The following is a 20103-nucleotide window of genomic DNA, read 5'->3' on the forward strand; positions in this document are numbered from 1 at the left end:
GAATCCGGGGCCCGCCTTCCGCGTTGACGCCGATGTGCCTGGTGAGGGCCGGTCGGGCAAGCCGAACCGGCCGCCCGCCCCGCCCCGGGAGCGGAGGTCCTTCCCAAGGACGCGGCGGCCCGGCTACAGCCGGTCACACCCGCCCGACACGAACCGGCCGCCCAGGATCGATACCATGGGGTTCCGGGCCTGACCGGGGGACCCGGATCCTCCCCCAGACCCCGTCCGGGGGGACCCCAGAGGAGCGCTCTTGCCAGACGAGGCCCAGCCACTCTCCGCCGAGCGGCCCGACCAGCAGGCCGAGCAGCCCACGGCGGCCCCCGCCGCGCCCCAGCAGCCCGCGGCGGAGCCCGAGCCGGTCACCCCGCAGACGCCCCAGCGGCCCCGCGCGGCGGCCCCGGCGCCCAAGGCCACGCCCCCCGCGAGCCCCCCGGCCCGCTCCGGCGGCGGCTCCTCCAACCGCGTCCGCGCCCGGCTCGCCCGCCTCGGTGTGCAGCGCACCTCCGCGTACAACCCGGTCCTCGAACCGCTGCTGCGGATAGTGCGCGGCAACGACCCGAAGATCGAGAGCGCCACACTGCGCCAGGTCGAGAAGGCCTACCAGGTCGCCGAGCGCTGGCACCGCGGCCAGAAGCGCAAGAGCGGCGACCCGTACATCACGCACCCGCTCGCCGTCACCACCATCCTGGCCGAGCTGGGCATGGACCCGGCGACCTTGATGGCCGGGCTGCTCCACGACACCGTCGAGGACACCGAGTACGGCCTGGACACCCTGCGCCGCGACTTCGGCGACCAGGTGGCCCTGCTCGTCGACGGCGTCACCAAGCTCGACCGGGTCCAGTTCGGCGACGCGGCGCAGGCCGAGACCGTGCGCAAGATGGTCGTCGCCATGGCCAAGGACCCGCGCGTCCTGGTCATCAAGCTCGCCGACCGCCTGCACAACATGCGCACCATGCGCTACCTCAAGCGGGAGAAGCAGGAGAAGAAAGCCCGCGAGACCCTGGAGATCTACGCTCCGCTCGCCCACCGCCTGGGCATGAACACCATCAAGTGGGAGCTGGAGGACCTCGCCTTCGCGATCCTCTACCCCAAGATGTACGACGAGATCGTCCGGCTGGTGGCCGAGCGGGCGCCCAAGCGCGACGAGTACCTCGCCATAGTGACCGACGAGGTCCAGTCCGACCTGCGCGCCGCCCGCATCAAGGCGACCGTCACCGGCCGCCCCAAGCACTACTACAGCGTCTACCAGAAGATGATCGTCCGCGGCCGTGACTTTGCGGAGATCTACGACCTGGTGGGCATCCGCGTCCTGGTGGACACCGTCCGCGACTGCTACGCGGCGCTGGGCACGGTCCACGCCCGCTGGAACCCGGTTCCGGGGCGGTTCAAGGACTACATCGCGATGCCCAAGTTCAACATGTACCAGTCGCTGCACACCACGGTCATCGGCCCCAACGGCAAGCCCGTCGAGCTCCAGATCCGTACGTTCGACATGCACCGCCGCGCCGAGTACGGCATCGCCGCGCACTGGAAGTACAAGCAGGAGGCCGTCGCCGGCGCCTCCAAGGTGCGCACCGACGTGCCGAAGAAGGCCGGCAAGGACGACCACATCAACGACATGGCGTGGCTGCGCCAGCTGCTCGACTGGCAGAAGGAGACCGAGGACCCCAGCGAGTTCCTGGAGTCCCTGCGCTTCGACCTGTCGCGCAACGAGGTCTTCGTCTTCACCCCCAAGGGCGACGTCATAGCGCTCCCGGCGGGTGCCACGCCCGTCGACTTCGCGTACGCGGTCCACACGGAGGTCGGCCACCGGACCATAGGCGCACGCGTCAACGGCCGGCTCGTACCGCTGGAATCGACGCTGGACAACGGCGACCTGGTGGAGGTCTTCACCTCCAAGGCGGCCGGCGCCGGGCCCTCGCGCGACTGGCTGGGCTTCGTCAAGTCGCCGCGCGCCCGCAACAAGATCCGCGGCTGGTTCTCCAAGGAGCGCCGCGACGAGGCGATCGAGCAGGGCAAGGACGCCATCGCGCGCGCCATGCGCAAGCAGAACCTGCCGATCCAGCGGATCCTCACCGGCGACTCACTGGTCACCCTCGCCCACGAGATGCGCTACCCCGACATCTCCTCGCTGTACGCGGCGATCGGCGAGGGCCATGTGGCGGCCCAGGGCGTCGTCCAGAAACTGGTGCAGGCGCTCGGCGGCGAGGAGGCGGCCAACGAGGACATCGCCGAGTCGGCGCCGCCCTCGCGCGGACGCAGCAAGCGCCGGGCCAACGCCGACCCGGGCGTGGTGGTCAAGGGCGTCGACGACGTGTGGGTCAAGCTGGCCCGCTGCTGTACGCCCGTCCCCGGCGACCCGATCATCGGCTTCGTCACCCGCGGCAGCGGTGTCTCGGTGCACCGGGCGGACTGCGTCAACGTCGACTCGCTCTCGCAGCAGCCGGAGCGGATCCTCGAAGTCGAGTGGGCGCCCACCCAGTCGTCGGTCTTCCTGGTCGCCATCCAGGTCGAGGCGCTGGACCGCTCCCGGCTCCTGTCGGACGTCACCCGCGTCCTGTCCGACCAGCACGTCAACATCCTTTCGGCGGCTGTCCAGACCTCCCGCGACCGGGTGGCCACCTCGCGCTTCACCTTCGAGATGGGCGACCCCAAGCACCTCGGCCACGTCCTGAAGGCCGTGCGAGGGGTGGAGGGCGTGTACGACGTGTACCGGGTGACGTCGGCCCGCCGGCCGTAACCCTCCCGGGGCACACACGAACGAGGGCCCGCCCGTGTCACCACGGGCGGGCCCTCGTTCGTGTGATGCCGCAGGCTGCGCTGCGTGCGTCAGCCGCCGAACTCCTCCAGCCCCTTCAGGGCCTGGTCGAGCAGGGCCTGGCGGCCCTCCAGCTCCTTGGCGAGCTTGTCGGCCCTGGCGTTGTTGCCCGCCGCGCGCGCCGCGTCGATCTGGCCGCGCAGCTTGTCGACGGCGGCCTGGAGCTGGCCCGTCAGACCCGCGGCACGCGCGCGTGCCTCCGGGTTGGTGCGGCGCCACTCGGACTCCTCGGCCTCCTTGAGGGCCCGCTCCACCGCGTGCATCCGGCCCTCGACCTTGGGACGCGCGTCGCGCGGCACGTGGCCGATGGCCTCCCAGCGCTCGTTGATGCCGCGGAAGGCCGCGCGGGCCGCCTTCAGATCGGTCACCGGGACGAGCTTCTCGGCCTCGACGGCCAGCTCCTCCTTGAGCTTGAGGTTCTCGGTCTGCTCGGCGTCGCGCTCCGCGAAGACCTCGCCGCGCGCGGCGAAGAAGACGTCCTGGGCGCCGCGGAAGCGGTTCCACAGCTCGTCCTCGGCCTCGCGCTGGGCGCGGCCCGCCGCCTTCCAGTCGGCCATCAGCTCGCGGTAGCGGGCCGCCGTGGTGGCCCAGTCCGTGGACGAGGAGAGAGACTCGGCCTCGACGACCAGCTTCTCCTTGGCCTTGCGGGCCTCCTCGCGCTGGGCGTCCAGCGAGGCGAAGTGCGCCTTGCGGCGCTTGGAGAACGCCGAGCGCGCGTGCGAGAAGCGGTGCCACAGCTCGTCGTCGGACTTCCGGTCGAGCCGGGGCAGGCCCTTCCAGGTGTCCACGAGGGCCCGCAGCCGCTCACCGGCCGAGCGCCACTGCTCGCTCTGCGCCAGCTCCTCGGCCTCGGCGACCAGCGCCTCCTTGGCGTGCTTGGCCTCGTCGGTCTGCTTGGCCTTCTGGGCCTTGCGCTCCTCGCGCCGCGACTCGACGGTCTCGACCAGCTTGTCGAGCCGCTTGCGCAGCGCGTCGAGGTCACCCACCGCGTGGTGCTCGTCCACCTGCGAGCGCAGGTGGTCGATCGCCGCCTGGGCGTCCTTCGCCGACAGGTCGGTGGTCCTCACCCGCCGCTCGAGGAGGCCGATCTCGACAACCAGGCCCTCGTATTTGCGCTCGAAGTAGGCCAGGGCCTCCTCGGGAGTCCCCGCCTGCCACGATCCGACGACGACTTCGCCCTCGGCTGTACGCACATACACGGTGCCCGTCTCATCGACGCGGCCCCACGGGTCGCTGCTCACAGCGCCTCCTCCACATGATGCCCACACGAGGGGTCCGGCCCTCACGGCATCGTCCACAGTTTCCGGGACGGGCCTCGCCCGTCCTCCACAGCGCGTTCGTCACCGCGCTGCACAACGCCAATCTAGGCGACCGGCCGCCCGGCTGTCCGCACTCAGCGCGGCCGAATTCCGCGGGTCAGTCCTTGTTGACGGCGGCCTTCGTGATGGTGACGGCCGTCTTGGGCGCACCGTCCCCGGCACCTCCCGCCACACCCGCCTTCGCGACCTCCTGGACGGCCTTGAGCCCGGCGGCGTCCATCGTGCCGAACGGCGTGTAGGTGGGCGGCAGTTTGGTCTCCTTGTAGACCAGGAAGAACTGGCTGCCGCCGGTGTGCGGCTGGCCGGTGTTGGCCATCGCGACGGTGCCCGCCGGGTAGGTGACCGTCCCCTCCGCGCCCGCCTTGCCCAGGGCCGTCAGGTTCTCGTCCGGAATCGTGTAGCCGGGGCCGCCGGTGCCGTCGCCCTTGGGGTCGCCGCACTGGAGGACGAAGATCCCCTGCGTGGTCAGCCGGTGACACTTCGTGTTGTCGAAGTAACCCTTGTCGGCGAGCGACTTGAACGAGTTGACCGTGTGCGGCGTCTTCGCCGCCGCCATCGTGAACGCGATGTCGCCCGCGCTGGTCTTCAGCGACATCGTGTACGAGGCCTTCTGGTCGATCGCCATCTTCGGCTCCGGGGCCGAGTCCTTGCTCGCCGGGGGCGTCGGCGTCGCGGAGGGGGAGGCGGCGTCCGACTTCTTGTCGTCGTCGCCGTCGAAGGCTCCCGTGGCGAAGGCCGCCCCGCCCGCCGCGACGACCACCGCGAGGGTGGCCGCGATGACGGTGTTGCGGCGCTTGGCCTTGCGCCGGGCCTCCTCACGGCGGCGCTGCTGACGCTCGAACTTCTCCCGGGCGAGCTGGCGCCGGCGCTGATCGCTGCTGACCACCGGTGGTCTCCTTGTGCGGTGTAGTGGCGTACGGACGCGTGTACGCGCGGACTGTGCCCGTACCGTATATGGGTTCGCTGTGACAGGAGCAGCGCCGGTAGGCTCTGAACAGCCGCAATCACCCGCCGTACGAGAAACTGAGGACGATCGTGCTCATTGCCGGGTTCCCCGCCGGGGCCTGGGGGACCAACTGCTACCTGGTCGCCCCCGCCGCCGGCGAGGAGTGCGTGATCATCGACCCGGGCCACCAGGCCGCCCAGGGAGTCGAGGACGCACTGAGGAAGCATCGGCTCAGGCCCGTCGCCGTCGTCCTCACCCACGGCCACATCGACCACTGCGCCTCGGTCGTCCCGGTCTGCGGCGCCCATGACGTTCCCGCCTGGATCCACCCCTCGGACCGGTACATGATGAGCGACCCGGAGAAGGCCCTCGGCCGCTCCTTCGGCGCGCAGATCATGGGCGAGCTGACCATCGGCGAACCGGACGACGTCAAGGAGCTGACGGACGGCGCGACGCTGGAGCTCGCCGGCATGGAGCTCACCGTGTCGCACGCGCCCGGCCATACCAAGGGGTCGGTGACGTTCGGGCTGCCCGAGGCGGAGGACATCCCTCCGATCCTGTTCTCGGGCGACCTGCTCTTCGCCGGCTCCGTCGGACGCACCGACCTGCCCGGCGGCAGCCACGCCGAGCTCCTCGAGTCGCTGGGCCGCGTGTGCCTGCCGCTCGACGACTCGACCGTGGTGCTGTCCGGCCACGGCTCCCAGACCACCATCGGCCAGGAGCGCGCCACCAACCCGTATCTGCGGCAGGTGGCCGCCGGCCCGGGAGAGGGCATCGCCTCTCCCCGACGAGGAATGTGACGAGAAGCTTCCCCATGAGTACCTTCCAGGCTCCCAAGGGCACCTACGACCTGCTCCCGCCCGACTCGGCCCGCTTCCTCGCGGTGCGCGAGGCCATCGCGGCGCCCCTGAAGCGGTCGGGCTACGGCTACATCGAGACCCCCGGCTTCGAGAACGTCGAGCTGTTCGCGCGCGGCGTCGGTGAGTCCACCGACATCGTGACCAAGGAGATGTACGCCTTCGAGACCAAGGGCGGCGACCGCCTCGCCCTGCGCCCCGAGGGCACCGCCTCCGTGCTGCGCGCGGCCCTGGAGGCCAATCTGCACAAGGCCGGAAACCTGCCCGTCAAGCTCTGGTACTCGGGCTCGTACTACCGCTACGAACGCCCCCAGAAGGGCCGCTACCGCCACTTCTCGCAGGTCGGCGCCGAGGCGATCGGCGCGGAGGACCCGGCGCTCGACGCCGAGCTGATCATCCTGGCGAACGACGCCTACCGCTCGCTCGGCCTGCGCCACTTTCGCATCCTGCTGAACTCGCTGGGCGACCAGGAGTGCCGTCCCGTCTACCGGGCCGCCCTCCAGGACTTCCTGCGCGGCCTCGACCTCGACGAGGACACCCTGCGCCGGGCCGAGATCAACCCGCTGCGCGTCCTCGACGACAAGCGGGACGCGGTCCAGAAGCAGCTGGCGGGCGCGCCGCTGCTGCGCGACTACCTGTGCGACGCGTGCAAGGCGTACCACGAGGAGGTGCGCGAGCTCCTGACCGCCGAGGGCGTGGCGTACGAGGACGACGCCCGGCTGGTGCGCGGCCTCGACTACTACACCCGCACCACCTTCGAGTTCGTCCACGACGGTCTGGGCTCGCAGTCCGCGGTCGGCGGCGGCGGCCGCTACGACGGCCTCTCCGAGATGATCGGCGGCCCCGCGCTGCCGTCGGTGGGCTGGGCGCTGGGCGTGGACCGCACGGTCCTGGCCCTGGAGGCCGAGGGCGTCGCCCTCGACATCCCCTCCGCGACCAGCGTCTTCGCGGTGCCGCTGGGCGAGGAGGCACGGCGGGTGCTGTTCCGGGTGGTCACCGAGCTGCGCAGGTCCGGGGTGGCGGCCGACTTCAGCTTCGGCGGCAAGGGCCTCAAGGGCGCCATGAAGAACGCCAACCGCTCCGGCGCCCGCCTCACCCTGGTCGCGGGCGAGCGGGACCTGGCCGAGGGCGTGGTCCAGCTCAAGGACATGGAGTCCGGCGACCAGGTGGCGGTCCCGCTCGCGGACGCCGTCGAGGCCGTGCGCGCGCGCCTGGTCTGACAGTCGCGTCAACTCGGTACGTACGGCGTCGTCCTGATGGATGACAGCGGTGGCGAAGTGCCAAGTCCGGTCCCCGCGGGCCGGACTCGGCACCGCCGCCGCCGTCGTCCTTATCCGCATCGAACGGTGGCCGGGCCATGGATTGCGGCACAATGACCCTGCCCAGCAGCCACGGAATGACGGAACGGCGATATGACCACAACAGTTGACGACGTCTCCTCCGGCCAGGAGCAGGTGAGCACCGAGGGCACCGTCGGGGCCGGCCGCGCGTTCGCGTGGCTCCTGGTGATCACGGGCGCCGCCGGACTGCTCGCGGCCTGGGTCATCACGCTCGACAAGTTCAAGCTGCTGGAGGACCCGAACTTCACCCCGGGATGCAGCCTCAACCCGGTGGTCTCCTGCGGCAACATCATGAAGAGCGACCAGGCGTCGGCGTTCGGCTTCCCGAACCCGATGCTGGGCCTGGTGGCGTACGGGATCGTCATCGCGGTCGGCATGAGCCTGCTGGCGGGCGCCCGCTTCCGGCGCTGGTACTGGCTGACCCTCAACGCCGGCACGCTCTTCGGCGTCGGATTCTGCGCCTGGCTGCAGTTCCAGTCGCTGTACCGGATCAACGCGCTGTGCCTGTGGTGCTGCCTGGCCTGGGTCGCCACGATCCTCATGTTCTGGTACGTGACCTCGCACAACATCCGCCGCGGCCTGCTGCCGGCGCCGGGCTGGCTGAAGTCGTTCCTGTCGGAGTTCACCTGGGTGCTGCCGGTGCTGCACGTCGGGATCATCGGCATGCTCATCCTGACCCGCTGGTGGGACTTCTGGACCAGCTGACGCGACGGACGGGGGTGGCCCCTGTGCACGGCCCTACAGGGCCTGAGCAGGGGTTTTCGCCGTCCTGACGGCATTGTCAGTGGGGTGGCATAGGGTTCTTGACGTGGAGCCCGACCTGTTCACCGCAGCCGCAGAGGACCGCCAGGAGAAAGACCCGGCGGGCAGCCCTCTGGCCGTCCGGATGCGCCCGCGCGTCCTCGACGAAGTCGTGGGCCAGCAGCATCTGCTGAAGCCCGGCTCACCGCTGCGCCGCCTGGTGGGGGAGGGGAGCGGCGGTCCCGCCGGGCCCTCCTCCGTGATCCTCTGGGGCCCGCCCGGCACCGGCAAGACGACCCTGGCGTACGTGGTGTCGAAGGCGACCAACAAGCGGTTCGTCGAGCTCTCCGCGATCACCGCGGGCGTCAAGGAAGTGCGGGCCGTGATCGACGGGGCCCGCCGGGCCATCGGCGGCTTCGGCAAGGAGACCGTCCTCTTCCTCGACGAGATCCACCGCTTCTCCAAGGCCCAGCAGGACTCGCTGCTCCCGGCGGTGGAGAACCGCTGGGTCACGCTGATCGCGGCCACCACCGAGAACCCGTATTTCTCGGTGATCTCCCCGCTGCTCTCCCGCTCCCTGCTGCTCACCCTGGAGCCGCTCACCGACGACGACCTGCGCGCCCTGCTGCGCCGGGCGGTCGCGGAGGAGCGCGGCCTCGGCGGCGCGGTGACGCTGGCCGAGGACGCGGAGGCGCATCTGCTGCGGATCGCGGGCGGCGACGCCCGGCGCGCGCTGACCGCCCTGGAGGCGGCGGCGGGTTCGGCCCTGGCCCAGGAGGAGCGGGAGGTCACGCTCCGGACGGTCGAGGAGACGGTCGACCGGGCGGCCGTGAAGTACGACAAGGACGGCGACCAGCACTACGACGTGGCGAGCGCCCTGATCAAGTCGATCCGCGGCTCGGACGTGGACGCGGCGCTGCACTACCTGGCGCGGATGATCGAGGCCGGCGAGGACCCGCGGTTCATCGCCCGACGGCTGATGATCTCCGCGAGCGAGGACATCGGCCTCGCGGACCCGACGGCGCTGCCGACGGCCGTCGCCGCCGCCCAGGCGGTCGCCATGATCGGCTTCCCCGAGGCGGCCCTCACCCTCAGCCACGCCACCATCGCCCTGGCCCTGGCCCCCAAGTCGAACGCGGCGACGACCGCGATCGCCGCCGCGATGGAGGACGTCCGCAAGGGCCTGGCCGGTCCGGTCCCGCCGCATCTGCGCGACGGCCACTACAAGGGCGCGGCCAAGCTCGGCCACGCCCAGGGGTACGTGTACCCGCACGACGTGCCGGGCGCGATCGCCGCCCAGCAGTACGCACCGGACGCGGTCGCCGACAAGCGCTACTACGAGCCCACGCGCTACGGCGCGGAGGCGCGGTACGCGGACGTGGTGGAGAAGGTCCGCGAGCGGCTGGGCCGGGGCGAGTAGGACCCAGCCTCGGGCGCTCCGGCCCCGGGCACCCCGCCTCGGACGCTCCCGCCCAGGGCAACCCCGTCCCGGGCACCCCGCCCCGGGCAACCCCGCCCCGCGCACCCCGCCCGGGGCACCACCCCGCCCCCGGCGCCCCTCGGCCGTCCGGTCCGAGGCCGTGGGCCCCTCAGTCCGCCGCCGCCTCGAAGAGCCGTCGCATGGCCCGGCGCAGCTGGCCGAGGCCGGTCACCGGCTCCGGGAACTCGAACCGCGCGTCGAAGCAGCGCCCGTCGGTGTCCCGGAACCGCACCCGCAGCCCGAACCGGTCCAGCGCCAGCGGCGTGACCGAGGCCGTGCCCCGGTCCCCGCCGGGCCCGAGCCGGGCCACCAGACCGCACAGTGAGCGCACCTGCTCCCCGTGGTGGGCGTGGAGGTGCTGGAGCAGCTCGCTCTCGTCCCGGACCAGCGGATCGGGCTCGGCGGCGGCGAACGCCTCGGGCTCCACCGCGCTCGCGCCCCACAGATCGTCCACGTACGCCTCGTTCACCTCCAGCCGCAGCGTCATGCTGCCGGGCGGCGCGAGGCCGGGGACGCGGGTGAGCCAGCCGGTGATCCAGGCGCGGCCCCGGATACGGTGGGGGACGGAGACCGGCGCCACATCGGTGATCTCCAGCACGGCGGACAGCTCGTCGTCCTGGGCGTGCGTGGCGGCCCGTACGGCGGGGGAGTCGGCGGGGAAGAGCAGGAACAGATCGCCCTCGGGGCCGACGTTGCGCAGCCGGGGCACCAGCTGCTCCGGGCGGGCTCCCTCGAGGCCGGTCGGAAGCAGCACGGACGAGCAGGTACTATGTACGAGAGTTCGTGTGCGCTCGGCTGCTGACGGCATCCGCGCGATTTCATGTCCGCTGGGACGCGGCTGACCACGATCTGATCGGACCTCCGTCACGTGACCGGTGGCATGCTGCGCACCGGTACCGGTCCCGTTCTGCGGGCCGGTGGAGCCGGCCCCTTCTGCGGGTGCGGCCTTCTTCGTGCTGTCCGTGACGTGACTGGTGTTCCCCGGACGAGACATACGATCTCCTTGAGTAAGGTGAGCCTAACCTAACCCAACCATGGAGGTTTGGAGAACGTGCCTAACCAGTCGCGTCCCAAGGTCAAGAAGTCCCGTGCGCTCGGTATCGCGCTGACGCCGAAGGCCGTCAAGTACTTCGAGGCCCGTCCGTACCCGCCGGGCGAGCACGGCCGTGGCCGCAAGCAGAACTCGGACTACAAGGTCCGTCTGCTCGAGAAGCAGCGTCTGCGCGCCCAGTACGACATCTCTGAGCGTCAGATGGCGCGTGCCTACGACCGCGCCAAGAAGGCCGAGGGCAAGACGGGCGAGGCGCTGGTCGTCGAGCTCGAGCGCCGCCTCGACGCCCTGGTCCTGCGTTCGGGCATCGCCCGCACCATCTACCAGGCCCGCCAGATGGTCGTCCACGGCCACATCGAGGTCAACGGTGGCAAGGTCGACAAGCCGTCGTTCCGTGTCCGTCCGGACGACGTCATCACCGTGCGCGAGCGCAGCCGTGAGAAGCACCCCTTCCAGGTGGCCCGCGAGGGTGGCTACGCCGGCGAGGGCGAGACCCCGCGCTACCTCCAGGTGAACCTGAAGGCCCTGGCCTTCCGCCTGGACCGTGACCCGAACCGCAAGGAAATCCCGGTCATCTGCGACGAGCAGCTCGTCGTCGAGTACTACGCCCGCTGATCCGGGTGCGGTAGTCAGCGCTCCGCGCTGCGGCCCGCCGTCTCCCCGCTCCGTACGGAGCGAGGGGCGGCGGGCTCTCGCGTTCTCGGGGCCGCCGGCTCGCGGGCCGCGGGCACCTCGGAGGCGCTCCCGTCCGCGCCCGCCAGCGCCCGGGCCACCGCCGCGTCCAGACCGAGCCCGCGGCCCCGGCGCCGGAACGTCTCGTACGCCGCCCCGCCCAGCCGCTCCCGGGCCCGCCGCTCGCACAGCACATGGGCCGCGTTGAAGCACTCCGAGCCGAACAGCGGCAGCCCCACCGACGGCCAGATCCCCTCGGCCGCCCCCTGGAGCACGGCCGCCTCCGCCGGATCGCCGCCGTCCACCGCGACCAGCGCCAACATCTCCAGCGCCAGCACCGTCCCCAGCAGGTCGTGGAAGGCGTGGTCGATCTCCAGGCACTCGCCCAGCAGCGTCCGCGCCCGCTCCAGGTCCTCGCCGTGCCAGGCCGCGTACCCGAGGACGTACAGCGCGTACGCCCTGGCCCAGCGCTCCCCGTGGTCCTCGCAGACCTCCACCACCCGCTCGCACATCACCACGGCCTCGCGCAGCCGCCCCCGGAAGGCCACCGCCATCGCCAGCTCGACCCGCGCCATCAGGACGTTGCTGTTGAGCTCGCCGATCTCCTCGTACTGCGCGAGCGCCGCCCGCAGCAGCTCCTCCGCCCTCGGCATGTCGTCCGAGACCAGCGCCAGACAGCCCGTGCGGTGCACCGCGTACGCGTGCGCCACCAGGTCGCCGGTGCGCTCGGCCTCCTCGCGGCACTCGTGCAGGGCCGCGATCGCCGCCGCCGTGTCGCCGCGCAGCACCGAGACGTAGCCGAACACCCACAGGGCCTTGAGCCGCGCGCCGTCGTGGTCGCCGCCCCCGGCCTCCAGGACCAGTGCCAGCCAGTGCGCGCCCTCCGCCAGCCGCCCGCAGCCCACCCAGCAGAACCAGAGCGTGGCCGCCAGGTACTGGGCCAGCCGGGTGTCCCGCCCGCAGTCGAGCGAGTGGTCCATCGCGGCCCGCAGATTGGGCAGCTCCGCCTCCACCCGCACCGCGACCTCCGCCTGGCGGGGGCTGAACCAGTCCAGCTCGCACCAGGTGGCGAGCCCCAGGTACCAGTCGCGGTGGCGCCGGCGCAGCCGCTCGGCGTCCCCGGCCGCCGCCAGCCAGTCGGCGCCGTACTCCCGTACGGTGTCGAGCATCCGGTAGCGCACCCCCGACGGGCCGTCCTCGCGCACCACCAGCGAGTGCTCCAGGAGGTCCTGGAGCACGTCGAGCACGGAGGCGGGCGGCAGGTCCGGGCCGACGCAGATGTACTCGACGGCCTCCAGGTCGAACGGCCCCGCGAACACCGAGAGCCGCGCCCACAGCAGCCGCTGCGCCGGGGTGCACAGTTCGTGGCTCCAGCCGATCGTGGTGCGCAGGGTCTGGTGGCGCGCGGGCACTCCGCGCCCGCCGCCGGTCAGCAGCCGGAACCGGTCGTCCAGGCGGCGCAGCACCTGCTCCACCGAGAGCGCGCCCAGCCGTCCGGCCGCCAGCTCCAGCGCCAGCGGGATGCCGTCGAGCCTGCGGCACAGCTCCAGGGCGGTCGCGGCCGACTCGTCGGTGAGGGCGAGGCCGCCGCGGACCGCGGCGGCCCGGTCGGCGAGGAGCTCCACCGCGTCCTCGTCGTCCAGCGGCGCCAGCGCCAGCAGCCGTTCTCCGGCCAGCCGCAGCGGCAGCCGCCCGGCGGCGAGCACCCGTAGCCCGGGGCAGTGCCGCAGCAGCGCGCCGACCAGCTCCGCGCAGGCGTCCACGACCTGCTCGAAACCGTCCAGGACCAGGAGCAGGGTGCGCTCGGCGAGGTGGTCGAGGAGGATGCGGCGCGGCGGCCGGCTGGTGTGGTCGGTGAGGCCGAGCGCCTCCACCACCGCGTGGTCGAGCAGGTCCGGGTCGGTGAGCGTGGACAGGTCCGCGGGCCGGACCCCGTCGCAGTAGCGTTCCTGCGCGGCCGCCGTGGACGCGGCGCGCAGCGCCAGCCGGGTCTTGCCGACGCCGCCGACCCCGACCACGGTGACCAGCCGCGCCTCGGCCAGCAGCCCGTGCAGCGTGGCCAGTTCACGTTCTCGCCCGACGAAGCGGTTCAGCTCTGAGGGCACAGGGGAGCGCATGGGACACGCAGAGTACTCAAGGGTGAGCGCTGCGTACAAGCGGGTGACGGGACTCCGCTCGCGCGCGCCCCGAATGCGGTAGGGGGCAAGACCCTCGGCGCGATAGGGTCGGGAGACAACTTTTCTTGTCCGACGGTCGATGCGCAGGGAGCGGTGCGAAGTGTCCGGTGGAGAGGTGGCCGGGATCCTGGTGGCCGTCTTCTGGGCGATCCTGGTGTCCTTCCTCGCCGTAGTCCTCGTACGGCTGGCCCAGACGCTGAAGGCGACGACCAAGCTGGTGGCCGAGGTGACCGAGCAGGCCGTCCCGCTGCTCGCGGACGCCTCGACGGCCGTGCGCTCGGCGCAGACCCAGTTGGACCGGGTCGACGCGATCGCCTCGGACGTCCAGGAGGTCACCTCCAACGCCTCGGCGCTCTCCACCACGGTCGCCTCGACGTTCGGCGGCCCGCTGGTGAAGGTCGCGGCCTTCGGCTACGGGGTGCGCCGGGCCATCGGACGGAAAACCGGGCCCGCCGAGCCGCCTCGTACGGTGATCGTCGGGCGGACTCTGCCGTCCGCGCGGCGGAGGAAGCGAAAGGGCTGAGGCTGCGATGTTCCGCCGTACGTTCTGGTTCACCGCGGGCGCCGCGGCCGGTGTGTGGGCCACCACCAAGGTCAACCGGAAGCTGAAGCAGCTGACCCCCGAGTCGCTGGCCGCGCGCACCGCCGACAAGGCGATCGAGGCGGGCCACCGGCTCAAGGACTTCGCGCTCGACGTGAAGGCGGGCATGGCGCAGCGCGAGTCCGAACTCAACGACGCGCTGGGCCTGAACGCCTCCAACGTGCGCGAACTCCCGGCGCAGCGCCGCCTCGCGGCCATCGACCAATCCAACCAGCAGAACCCGAAGATCTCCTACAAGAAGATCTCGTACAACCGGAATGAGGACCACTGATGGAGTCGGCTGAAATCCGCCGCCGCTGGCTGAGCTTCTTCGAGGAGCGCGGTCACACCGTCGTCCCTTCGGCGTCGCTCATCGCGGACGACCCGACTCTGCTCCTGGTCAACGCGGGCATGGTGCCGTTCAAGCCGTACTTCCTGGGTGAGACCAAGCCGCCCGCCCCGCGCGCCACCAGCGTGCAGAAGTGCGTGCGCACGCCGGACATCGAAGAGGTCGGCAAGACCACCCGGCACGGCACGTTCTTCCAGATGTGCGGCAACTTCTCCTTCGGCGACTACTTCAAGGAAGGCGCCATCCAGTACGCCTGGGAGCTGCTCACCAGCCCCGTGGCGGACGGCGGCTTCGGCCTGGAACCGGAGAAGCTCTGGATCACGGTCTACCTCGACGACGACGAGGCCGAGCAGATCTGGCGCGAGAAGATCGGCGTCCCGGCCGAGCGCATCCAGCGCCTGGGCAAGAAGGACAACTTCTGGTCCATGGGCGTCCCCGGCCCCTGCGGTCCCTGCTCCGAGATCAACTACGACCGCGGCCCCGAGTTCGGCGTCGAGGGCGGCCCGGCCGTCAACGACGAGCGGTACGTGGAGATCTGGAACCTGGTCTTCATGCAGTACGAGCGGGGCGCCGGCGAGGGCAAGGAGGACTTCCCGATCCTCGGCGACCTGCCGTCGAAGAACATCGACACGGGTCTCGGCCTCGAACGCCTCGCCATGATCCTCCAGGGCGTACAGAACATGTACGAGACCGACACCCTGCGCGTGGTCATGGACAAGGCCACCGAGCTGACCGGTGTGCGCTACGGCGACCAGCACACCACCGACGTCTCCATGCGGGTGGTGGCCGACCACATCCGTACGTCCGTGATGCTCATCGGCGACGGGGTCACCCCCGGCAACGAGGGCCGCGGCTATGTGCTGCGCCGCATCATGCGCCGCGCCATCCGCAACATGCGCCTGATGGGCGCCACCGGCCCGGTCGTCCAGGAGCTCATCGACGTCGTGATCGACACGATGGGGCAGCAGTACCCGGAGCTGATCACCGACCGCAAGCGCATCGAGACGGTCGCGCTCGCCGAGGAGGCCGCCTTCCTCAAGGCCCTCAAGGGCGGCACCAACATCCTGGACACCGCCGTCACCGAGACCAAGGCCGGCGGCGGCACGGTCCTCGCCGGTGAGAAGGCCTTCCTGCTCCACGACACCTGGGGCTTCCCGATCGACCTCACCCTGGAGATGGCCGCCGAGCAGGGCCTCTCGGTGGACGAGGACGGCTTCCGCCGTCTGATGAAGGAGCAGCGCGAGCGGGCCAAGGCCGACGCCAGGGCCAAGAAGACCGGCCACGCCGACCTGTCCGCCTACCGCGAGGTGGCCGACGGCTCCGGCGAGACCGACTTCACCGGCTACACGCTCACCGAGAACGAGTCGAGGATCGTCGGCCTGCTCGTCGACGGCGTGCCCTCGCCCGCCGCCTCCGAGGGCGACGAGGTCGAGGTCGTCCTCGACCGCACCCCCTTCTACGCCGAGGGCGGCGGCCAGCAGGCCGACCAGGGCCGCATCAGGCTCGACAGCGGCGCGGTCATCGAGGTCCGCGACGTGCAGAAGCCGGTCCCCGGCGTCCACGTCCACAAGGGCGTCGTCCAGGTCGGCGAGGTCACCGTCGGCGCCTCGGCCTACGCCGTCATCGACACCCGGCGCCGGCGCGCCATCGCCCGCGCCCACTCCGCCACGCACCTCACCCACCAGGCCCTGCGCGACGCGCTCGGCCCGACGGCCGCCCAGGCCGGCTCGGAGAACTCCCCGGGCCGCTTCCGCTTCGACTTCGGCTCGCCCAACGCCGTCCCCGGCACGGTCATGACCGACGTCGAGCAGAAGATCAACGAGGTGCTCGCCCGCGAGCTGGACGTCCAGGCCGAGGTCATGTCGATCGACGAGGCCAAGAAGCAGGGCGCCATCGCCGAGTTCGGCGAGAAGTACGGCGAGCGCGTCCGCGTCGTCACCATCGGGGACTTCTCCAAGGAGCTCTGCGGCGGCACGCACGTCCACAACACCGCCCAGCTGGGCCTGGTGAAGCTGCTCGGCGAGTCGTCCATCGGCTCCGGCGTGCGCCGTATCGAGGCTCTGGTCGGCGTGGACGCCTACCACTTCCTCGCCCGCGAGCACACGGTCGTCGCCCAGCTCCAGGAGCTGGTCAAGGGCCGTCCCGAGGAGCTTCCCGAGAAGATCTCCGCCATGCTCGGCAAGCTGAAGGACGCCGAGAAGGAGATCGAGAAGTTCCGCGCCGAGAAGGTGCTCCAGGCCGCCGCCGGGCTCGCCGAGAGCGCCAAGGACGTCCGGGGCGTCGCGCTGGTCACCGGCCGGGTGCCGGACGGCACCTCCGCCGACGACCTGCGCAAGCTCGTCCTCGACGTGCGCGGCCGCATCCCGGGCGACCGCCCGGCGGTCGTGGCCCTGTTCACCACGGCCAACGGCCGTCCCGTGACGGTCATCGCCACCAACGAGGCCGCCCGCGAGCGCGGTCTCAAGGCCGGTGAGCTGGTGCGTACCGCCGCCAAGACCCTCGGTGGCGGCGGTGGCGGCAAGCCGGACGTCGCCCAGGGCGGCGGCCAGAACCCGGACGCGGTCGGCGACGCCATCGACGCCGTCGAGCGCCAGGTCGGCGAGACCGTCTGATGCGACGCGGACGACGTCTCGCGATCGACGTCGGGGACGCCCGGATCGGGGTCGCCTCGTGCGACCCCGACGGGGTCCTCGCCACGCCGGTGGAGACCGTGCCGGGACGTGATGTCCCGGCCGCCCACCGGCGGTTGCGTCAACTCGTCGAGGAGTACGAGCCCATCGAGGTCGTCATGGGGCTGCCCCGCTCCCTCAGCGGGGGCGAGGGCCCGGCGGCGGTCAAGGTGCGCAAGTTCGCCCACGAACTGGCGAAGGGCATCGCTCCGGTGCCGGTCCGGCTGGTCGACGAGCGTATGACGACGGTCACCGCCACCCAGGGGCTGCGCGCCTCCGGGGTGAAGGCCAAAAAGGGCAGGTCGGTCATCGACCAGGCCGCCGCGGTGATCATTCTCCAGACCGCGCTTGAGGCCGAACGGGTGTCAGGACGCCCGCCGGGCGAGGGCGTCGAAGTGGTTATCTGATCGCGATACGGTAACGTTCCGCGCGATGCGGCGACATTCGAACAGCAGCCGCACAGCAAAAGAGGCGGACCGTCCGGATGCCTCGCGGCTCTAGGGGACCGATGACTGAGTATGGCCGGGGCGCAGGCTCCGAACCGTGGCATCCCGAGGATCCCCTCTACGGGGACCAGGGGTGGGGCGCGCAGCAGACCGCGCCCGGTCAGACTCCGTACGGCGACCAGCAGGGTGGGCAGCAGTACGCCCAGCAGCAGCACGAGCAGCAGCATCCGGAGCAGCAACAGCACCAGCAGCACCCTCAGCAGCAGTACGCGCAGCAGCCGCAGGAGTCCTACGGGCAGCAGCCGCAGTACGGCGAGCAGCCCCAGCAGGGCTACCCGCAGGAGCAGCAGTACGCCCAGCAGGCGCAGTACCACGCGGGATGGGACACCGGCCAGCAGGCCGCCATGCCCTACGCGGGCCAGCAGCCCGAGGGCTACCCCGCCTACGGCACCGAGACCCAGGACTACTACGGCACGCCCGAGGCGTACCCGCCGCCGCAGCCCCCGGGCCGGCGGCGGACGGTGCCCGAGCAGGCGCCCGAGTGGAACCCCGAGGAGCAGGAGCCGGAGGAGGAGAACCACCCCTTCTTCAGTGACGGCGACGGCGACCGGGGCGGGTCCGGCTCCGACGAGGACGACGACGAGCCGCGCTCCCGGCGCGGCGGCGCGGGCCGGGACCGCCGGGGCAAGAGCAAGAAGAAGAAGGGCAAGAGCGGGCGCGCCTGCCTGGTGCTCGTGGTCGTCTTCTCGCTCGGCGTGGGCGGCGCGGGCTACTTCGGCTACCAGTTCTGGCAGAAGAAGTTCGGCGCGGCCCCCGACTACGTGGGAACCGGCTCCACCCCCGTCCAGGTGGAGATCCCGCCGGGCGCCGGCGGCTACGAGATCGGCAGCATCCTGGCCAAGGCCGGCGTGGTCAAGAGCCAGGGCGCCTTCGTCTCCGCGCAGAACGAGAACCCCAAGGGCAAGACCCTCCAGGCCGGCGTCTACACCCTGAACAAGGGGATGTCGGCGGCCAACGCGGTCGCGGCCATGCTCAACCCGGCCAGCCGCAACAACCTCATCATTCCCGAGGGCAAACGCAACGCCTGGGTCTACGAGCAGATCGACAAGCGCCTCGAACTCAAGGCGGGCACGACCAAGGACGTCGCCAAGAGCCAGGCGAAGAAGCTCGGCCTGCCCGACTGGGCGAACGACAACAAGGACATCCAGGACCCGCTGGAGGGCTTCCTCTACCCGGCCAGCTACCCGGTCGCCAAGGGCACCAAGCCCGAGGACGTGCTGCGCAAGATGGTCGCGCGCGCCAACACCGAGTACGGCAAGGTCGACCTGAAGGGCATGGCGTCCAAGCTCGGCCTGAAGTCGCCGCTCCAGCTCATCACGGTCGCCAGCCTCGTCCAGGCGGAAGGCAAGTACAAGCACGACTTCGACAAGGTCGCGCGGGTCGTCTACAACCGCCTCAAGCCCAACAACACCGAGACCTACGGCCTGCTCGACTTCGACTCCACGGTCAACTACGCCAAGAGCCAGTCGACGCTGGACATCGGCGCGGTCAAGCACCTGCGGGACTTCAAGCACCCGTACAACACGTACTACATCCACGGCCTGCCGCCCGGCCCCATCGGCAACCCCGGTGAGTCCGCGCTGCACTCGGCGCTCAACCCGACGCCCGGCCCGTGGTACTACTTCGTCTCCGTCACCGAGAACAACACGCTGTTCGCGGTCACCAACGAAGAGCACGAGCAGAACCGCAGGAAGTACGAAGAGGAGAAATCCGGCCAGTGAGCTCCACGAGCCAGGAGAGCGGTGCGCGACGGGCGGCCGTACTGGGATCGCCCATCGCGCACTCGCTCTCCCCGGTGCTGCACCGCGCCGCCTACCGGGAACTCGGCCTCACCCACTGGTCCTACGACCGCTTCGAGGTGGACGAGGCCACCCTGCCCGGCTTCCTCGACGGACTCGACCGGTCCTGGGCCGGGTTCTCGCTCACCATGCCGCTGAAGCGGGCCGTCATCCCGCTGCTCGACGGCATCAGCGCCACCGCCTCCTCGGTGGAGGCGGTCAACACCGTCGTCCTCACCGCCGACGGGCGCCGCTACGGCGACAACACCGACATCCCCGGCATGCTCGCCGCCCTGCGCGAGCGCGGGGTCGAACGGGTCGGCTCGGCCGCCGTGCTCGGCGCGGGCGCCACCGCGTCCTCCGCGCTCGCCGCCCTCGCCCGCATCTGTACGGGAGAGGTCACCGCGTACGTGCGCAGCGCCGCCCGGGCCGAGGAGATGCGGGGCTGGGGCGAGCGGCTCGGGGTGGCCGTGCGCACCGCCGACTGGGCGGACGCGGCCGGGGCCTTCGAGGCGCCGCTGGTCGTCGCCACCACCCCGGCGGGCACCACCGACGCGCTCGCGACGGCCGTGCCCGAGCGGCCCGGCACCCTCTTCGACGTCCTCTACGACCCCTGGCCCACCCCGCTGGCGGCCGCCTGGGCCGGGCGCGGGGGAGCGGTCGTGGGCGGCCTCGACCTCCTGGTGCACCAGGCGGTGCTCCAGGTGGAGCAGATGACCGGTGTGGTGAAGGCCCCGCTGGCGGTCATGCGCGAGGCGGGCGAGCGGGCCCTGGCGGCCCGCTGAGCCGTCCCCCCTCGGGGGCGCGGGGATCCGCCGGG

General features: G+C 71.5%; 16 protein-coding genes. 12 read left to right on the plus strand and 4 right to left on the minus strand.

Annotation, left to right across the window (positions count from 1 at the left end; genetic code table 11):
* Positions 1-250 precede the first annotated feature (250 nt).
* Positions 251-2740, plus strand: coding sequence for a RelA/SpoT family protein (locus tag AC069K_RS14215; RefSeq protein ID WP_365110218.1), 2490 nt, complete (start codon positions 251-253; stop codon positions 2738-2740).
* Positions 2741-2829: 89 nt separating this feature from the next.
* Here AC069K_RS14215 and AC069K_RS14220 read toward each other — a convergent pair whose 3' ends face one another.
* The gene (locus AC069K_RS14220) at positions 2830-4059 is read right to left on the minus strand and encodes a DUF349 domain-containing protein (protein ID WP_478615663.1); all 1230 of its coding nucleotides are present in this window, start codon (positions 4057-4059) and stop codon (positions 2830-2832) included.
* Between the two features lie 175 nt (positions 4060-4234).
* Positions 4235-5023 carry a peptidylprolyl isomerase gene (locus tag AC069K_RS14225; RefSeq protein ID WP_365110212.1) on the minus strand — a complete coding sequence of 263 codons (789 nt, stop codon included), beginning with the start codon at positions 5021-5023 and terminating at the stop codon, positions 4235-4237.
* A gap of 149 nt (positions 5024-5172) precedes the next feature.
* On the opposite strand from AC069K_RS14225, the gene AC069K_RS14230 reads away from it, so the two are divergent.
* The 4 genes from AC069K_RS14230 (at position 5173) to AC069K_RS14245 (ending at position 9441) form a co-directional block, all read left to right on the plus strand.
* Positions 5173-5883: an MBL fold metallo-hydrolase gene (locus tag AC069K_RS14230; RefSeq protein WP_365110209.1), complete on the plus strand. Its 711-nt coding sequence runs from the start codon at positions 5173-5175 to the stop codon at positions 5881-5883.
* 14 nt (positions 5884-5897) lie between these two features.
* Positions 5898-7160, plus strand: coding sequence for a histidine--tRNA ligase (gene hisS, locus AC069K_RS14235; protein WP_478615666.1), 1263 nt, complete (start codon positions 5898-5900; stop codon positions 7158-7160).
* A 192-nt stretch (positions 7161-7352) separates the two neighbouring features.
* Complete coding sequence (locus tag AC069K_RS14240) at positions 7353-7985, plus strand: vitamin K epoxide reductase family protein (protein WP_478615669.1); 633 nt, start codon at positions 7353-7355, stop codon at positions 7983-7985.
* Positions 7986-8088: 103 nt separating this feature from the next.
* Complete coding sequence (locus tag AC069K_RS14245; protein WP_478615672.1) at positions 8089-9441, plus strand: replication-associated recombination protein A; 1353 nt, start codon at positions 8089-8091, stop codon at positions 9439-9441.
* A 169-nt stretch (positions 9442-9610) separates the two neighbouring features.
* Here the strand turns inward: AC069K_RS14245 and AC069K_RS14250 are convergent, their stop codons facing one another.
* A complete protein-coding gene (locus AC069K_RS14250; RefSeq protein ID WP_365110242.1) occupies positions 9611-10309 on the minus strand; it encodes a DUF2470 domain-containing protein in 699 nt (232 codons plus the stop codon).
* A gap of 243 nt (positions 10310-10552) precedes the next feature.
* Here AC069K_RS14250 and rpsD point away from each other — a divergent pair, with 243 nt between their 5' ends.
* Positions 10553-11167 carry a 30S ribosomal protein S4 gene (rpsD, locus tag AC069K_RS14255; RefSeq protein ID WP_101392271.1) on the plus strand — a complete coding sequence of 205 codons (615 nt, stop codon included), beginning with the start codon at positions 10553-10555 and terminating at the stop codon, positions 11165-11167.
* 14 nt (positions 11168-11181) lie between these two features.
* Here the strand turns inward: rpsD and AC069K_RS14260 are convergent, their stop codons facing one another.
* Entirely contained in the window at positions 11182-13341 is a 2160-nt protein-coding gene (locus AC069K_RS14260; protein ID WP_478615675.1) for an ATP-binding protein, read from the minus strand.
* Between the two features lie 160 nt (positions 13342-13501).
* Here AC069K_RS14260 and AC069K_RS14265 point away from each other — a divergent pair, with 160 nt between their 5' ends.
* The 6 genes from AC069K_RS14265 (at position 13502) to AC069K_RS14290 (ending at position 20068) form a co-directional block, all read left to right on the plus strand.
* Positions 13502-13924 (plus strand): DUF948 domain-containing protein, encoded by a 423-nt coding sequence (locus tag AC069K_RS14265; protein ID WP_358831893.1) that lies wholly within the window; start codon positions 13502-13504, stop codon positions 13922-13924.
* A gap of 7 nt (positions 13925-13931) precedes the next feature.
* The gene (locus tag AC069K_RS14270; RefSeq protein ID WP_478615678.1) at positions 13932-14273 is read left to right on the plus strand and encodes a DUF6167 family protein; all 342 of its coding nucleotides are present in this window, start codon (positions 13932-13934) and stop codon (positions 14271-14273) included.
* Positions 14273-16942 (plus strand): alanine--tRNA ligase, encoded by a 2670-nt coding sequence (gene alaS / locus AC069K_RS14275; RefSeq protein ID WP_358831895.1) that lies wholly within the window; start codon positions 14273-14275, stop codon positions 16940-16942. Before AC069K_RS14270 ends, alaS begins: the two co-directional genes overlap by 1 nt.
* Positions 16942-17406, plus strand: a complete 465-nt coding sequence (ruvX, locus tag AC069K_RS14280; RefSeq protein ID WP_365110190.1) for a Holliday junction resolvase RuvX — start codon at positions 16942-16944, stop codon at positions 17404-17406. Before alaS ends, ruvX begins: the two co-directional genes overlap by 1 nt.
* Before the next feature lie 101 nt (positions 17407-17507).
* Positions 17508-19226 carry an endolytic transglycosylase MltG gene (mltG, locus tag AC069K_RS14285; protein ID WP_478615683.1) on the plus strand — a complete coding sequence of 573 codons (1719 nt, stop codon included), beginning with the start codon at positions 17508-17510 and terminating at the stop codon, positions 19224-19226.
* Positions 19223-20068 carry a shikimate dehydrogenase gene (locus AC069K_RS14290; protein ID WP_478615686.1) on the plus strand — a complete coding sequence of 282 codons (846 nt, stop codon included), beginning with the start codon at positions 19223-19225 and terminating at the stop codon, positions 20066-20068. Before mltG ends, AC069K_RS14290 begins: the two co-directional genes overlap by 4 nt.
* The last annotated feature ends 35 nt before the right edge of the window (positions 20069-20103 follow it).

This window comes from Streptomyces sp. NPDC043908 (assembly GCF_056435525.1).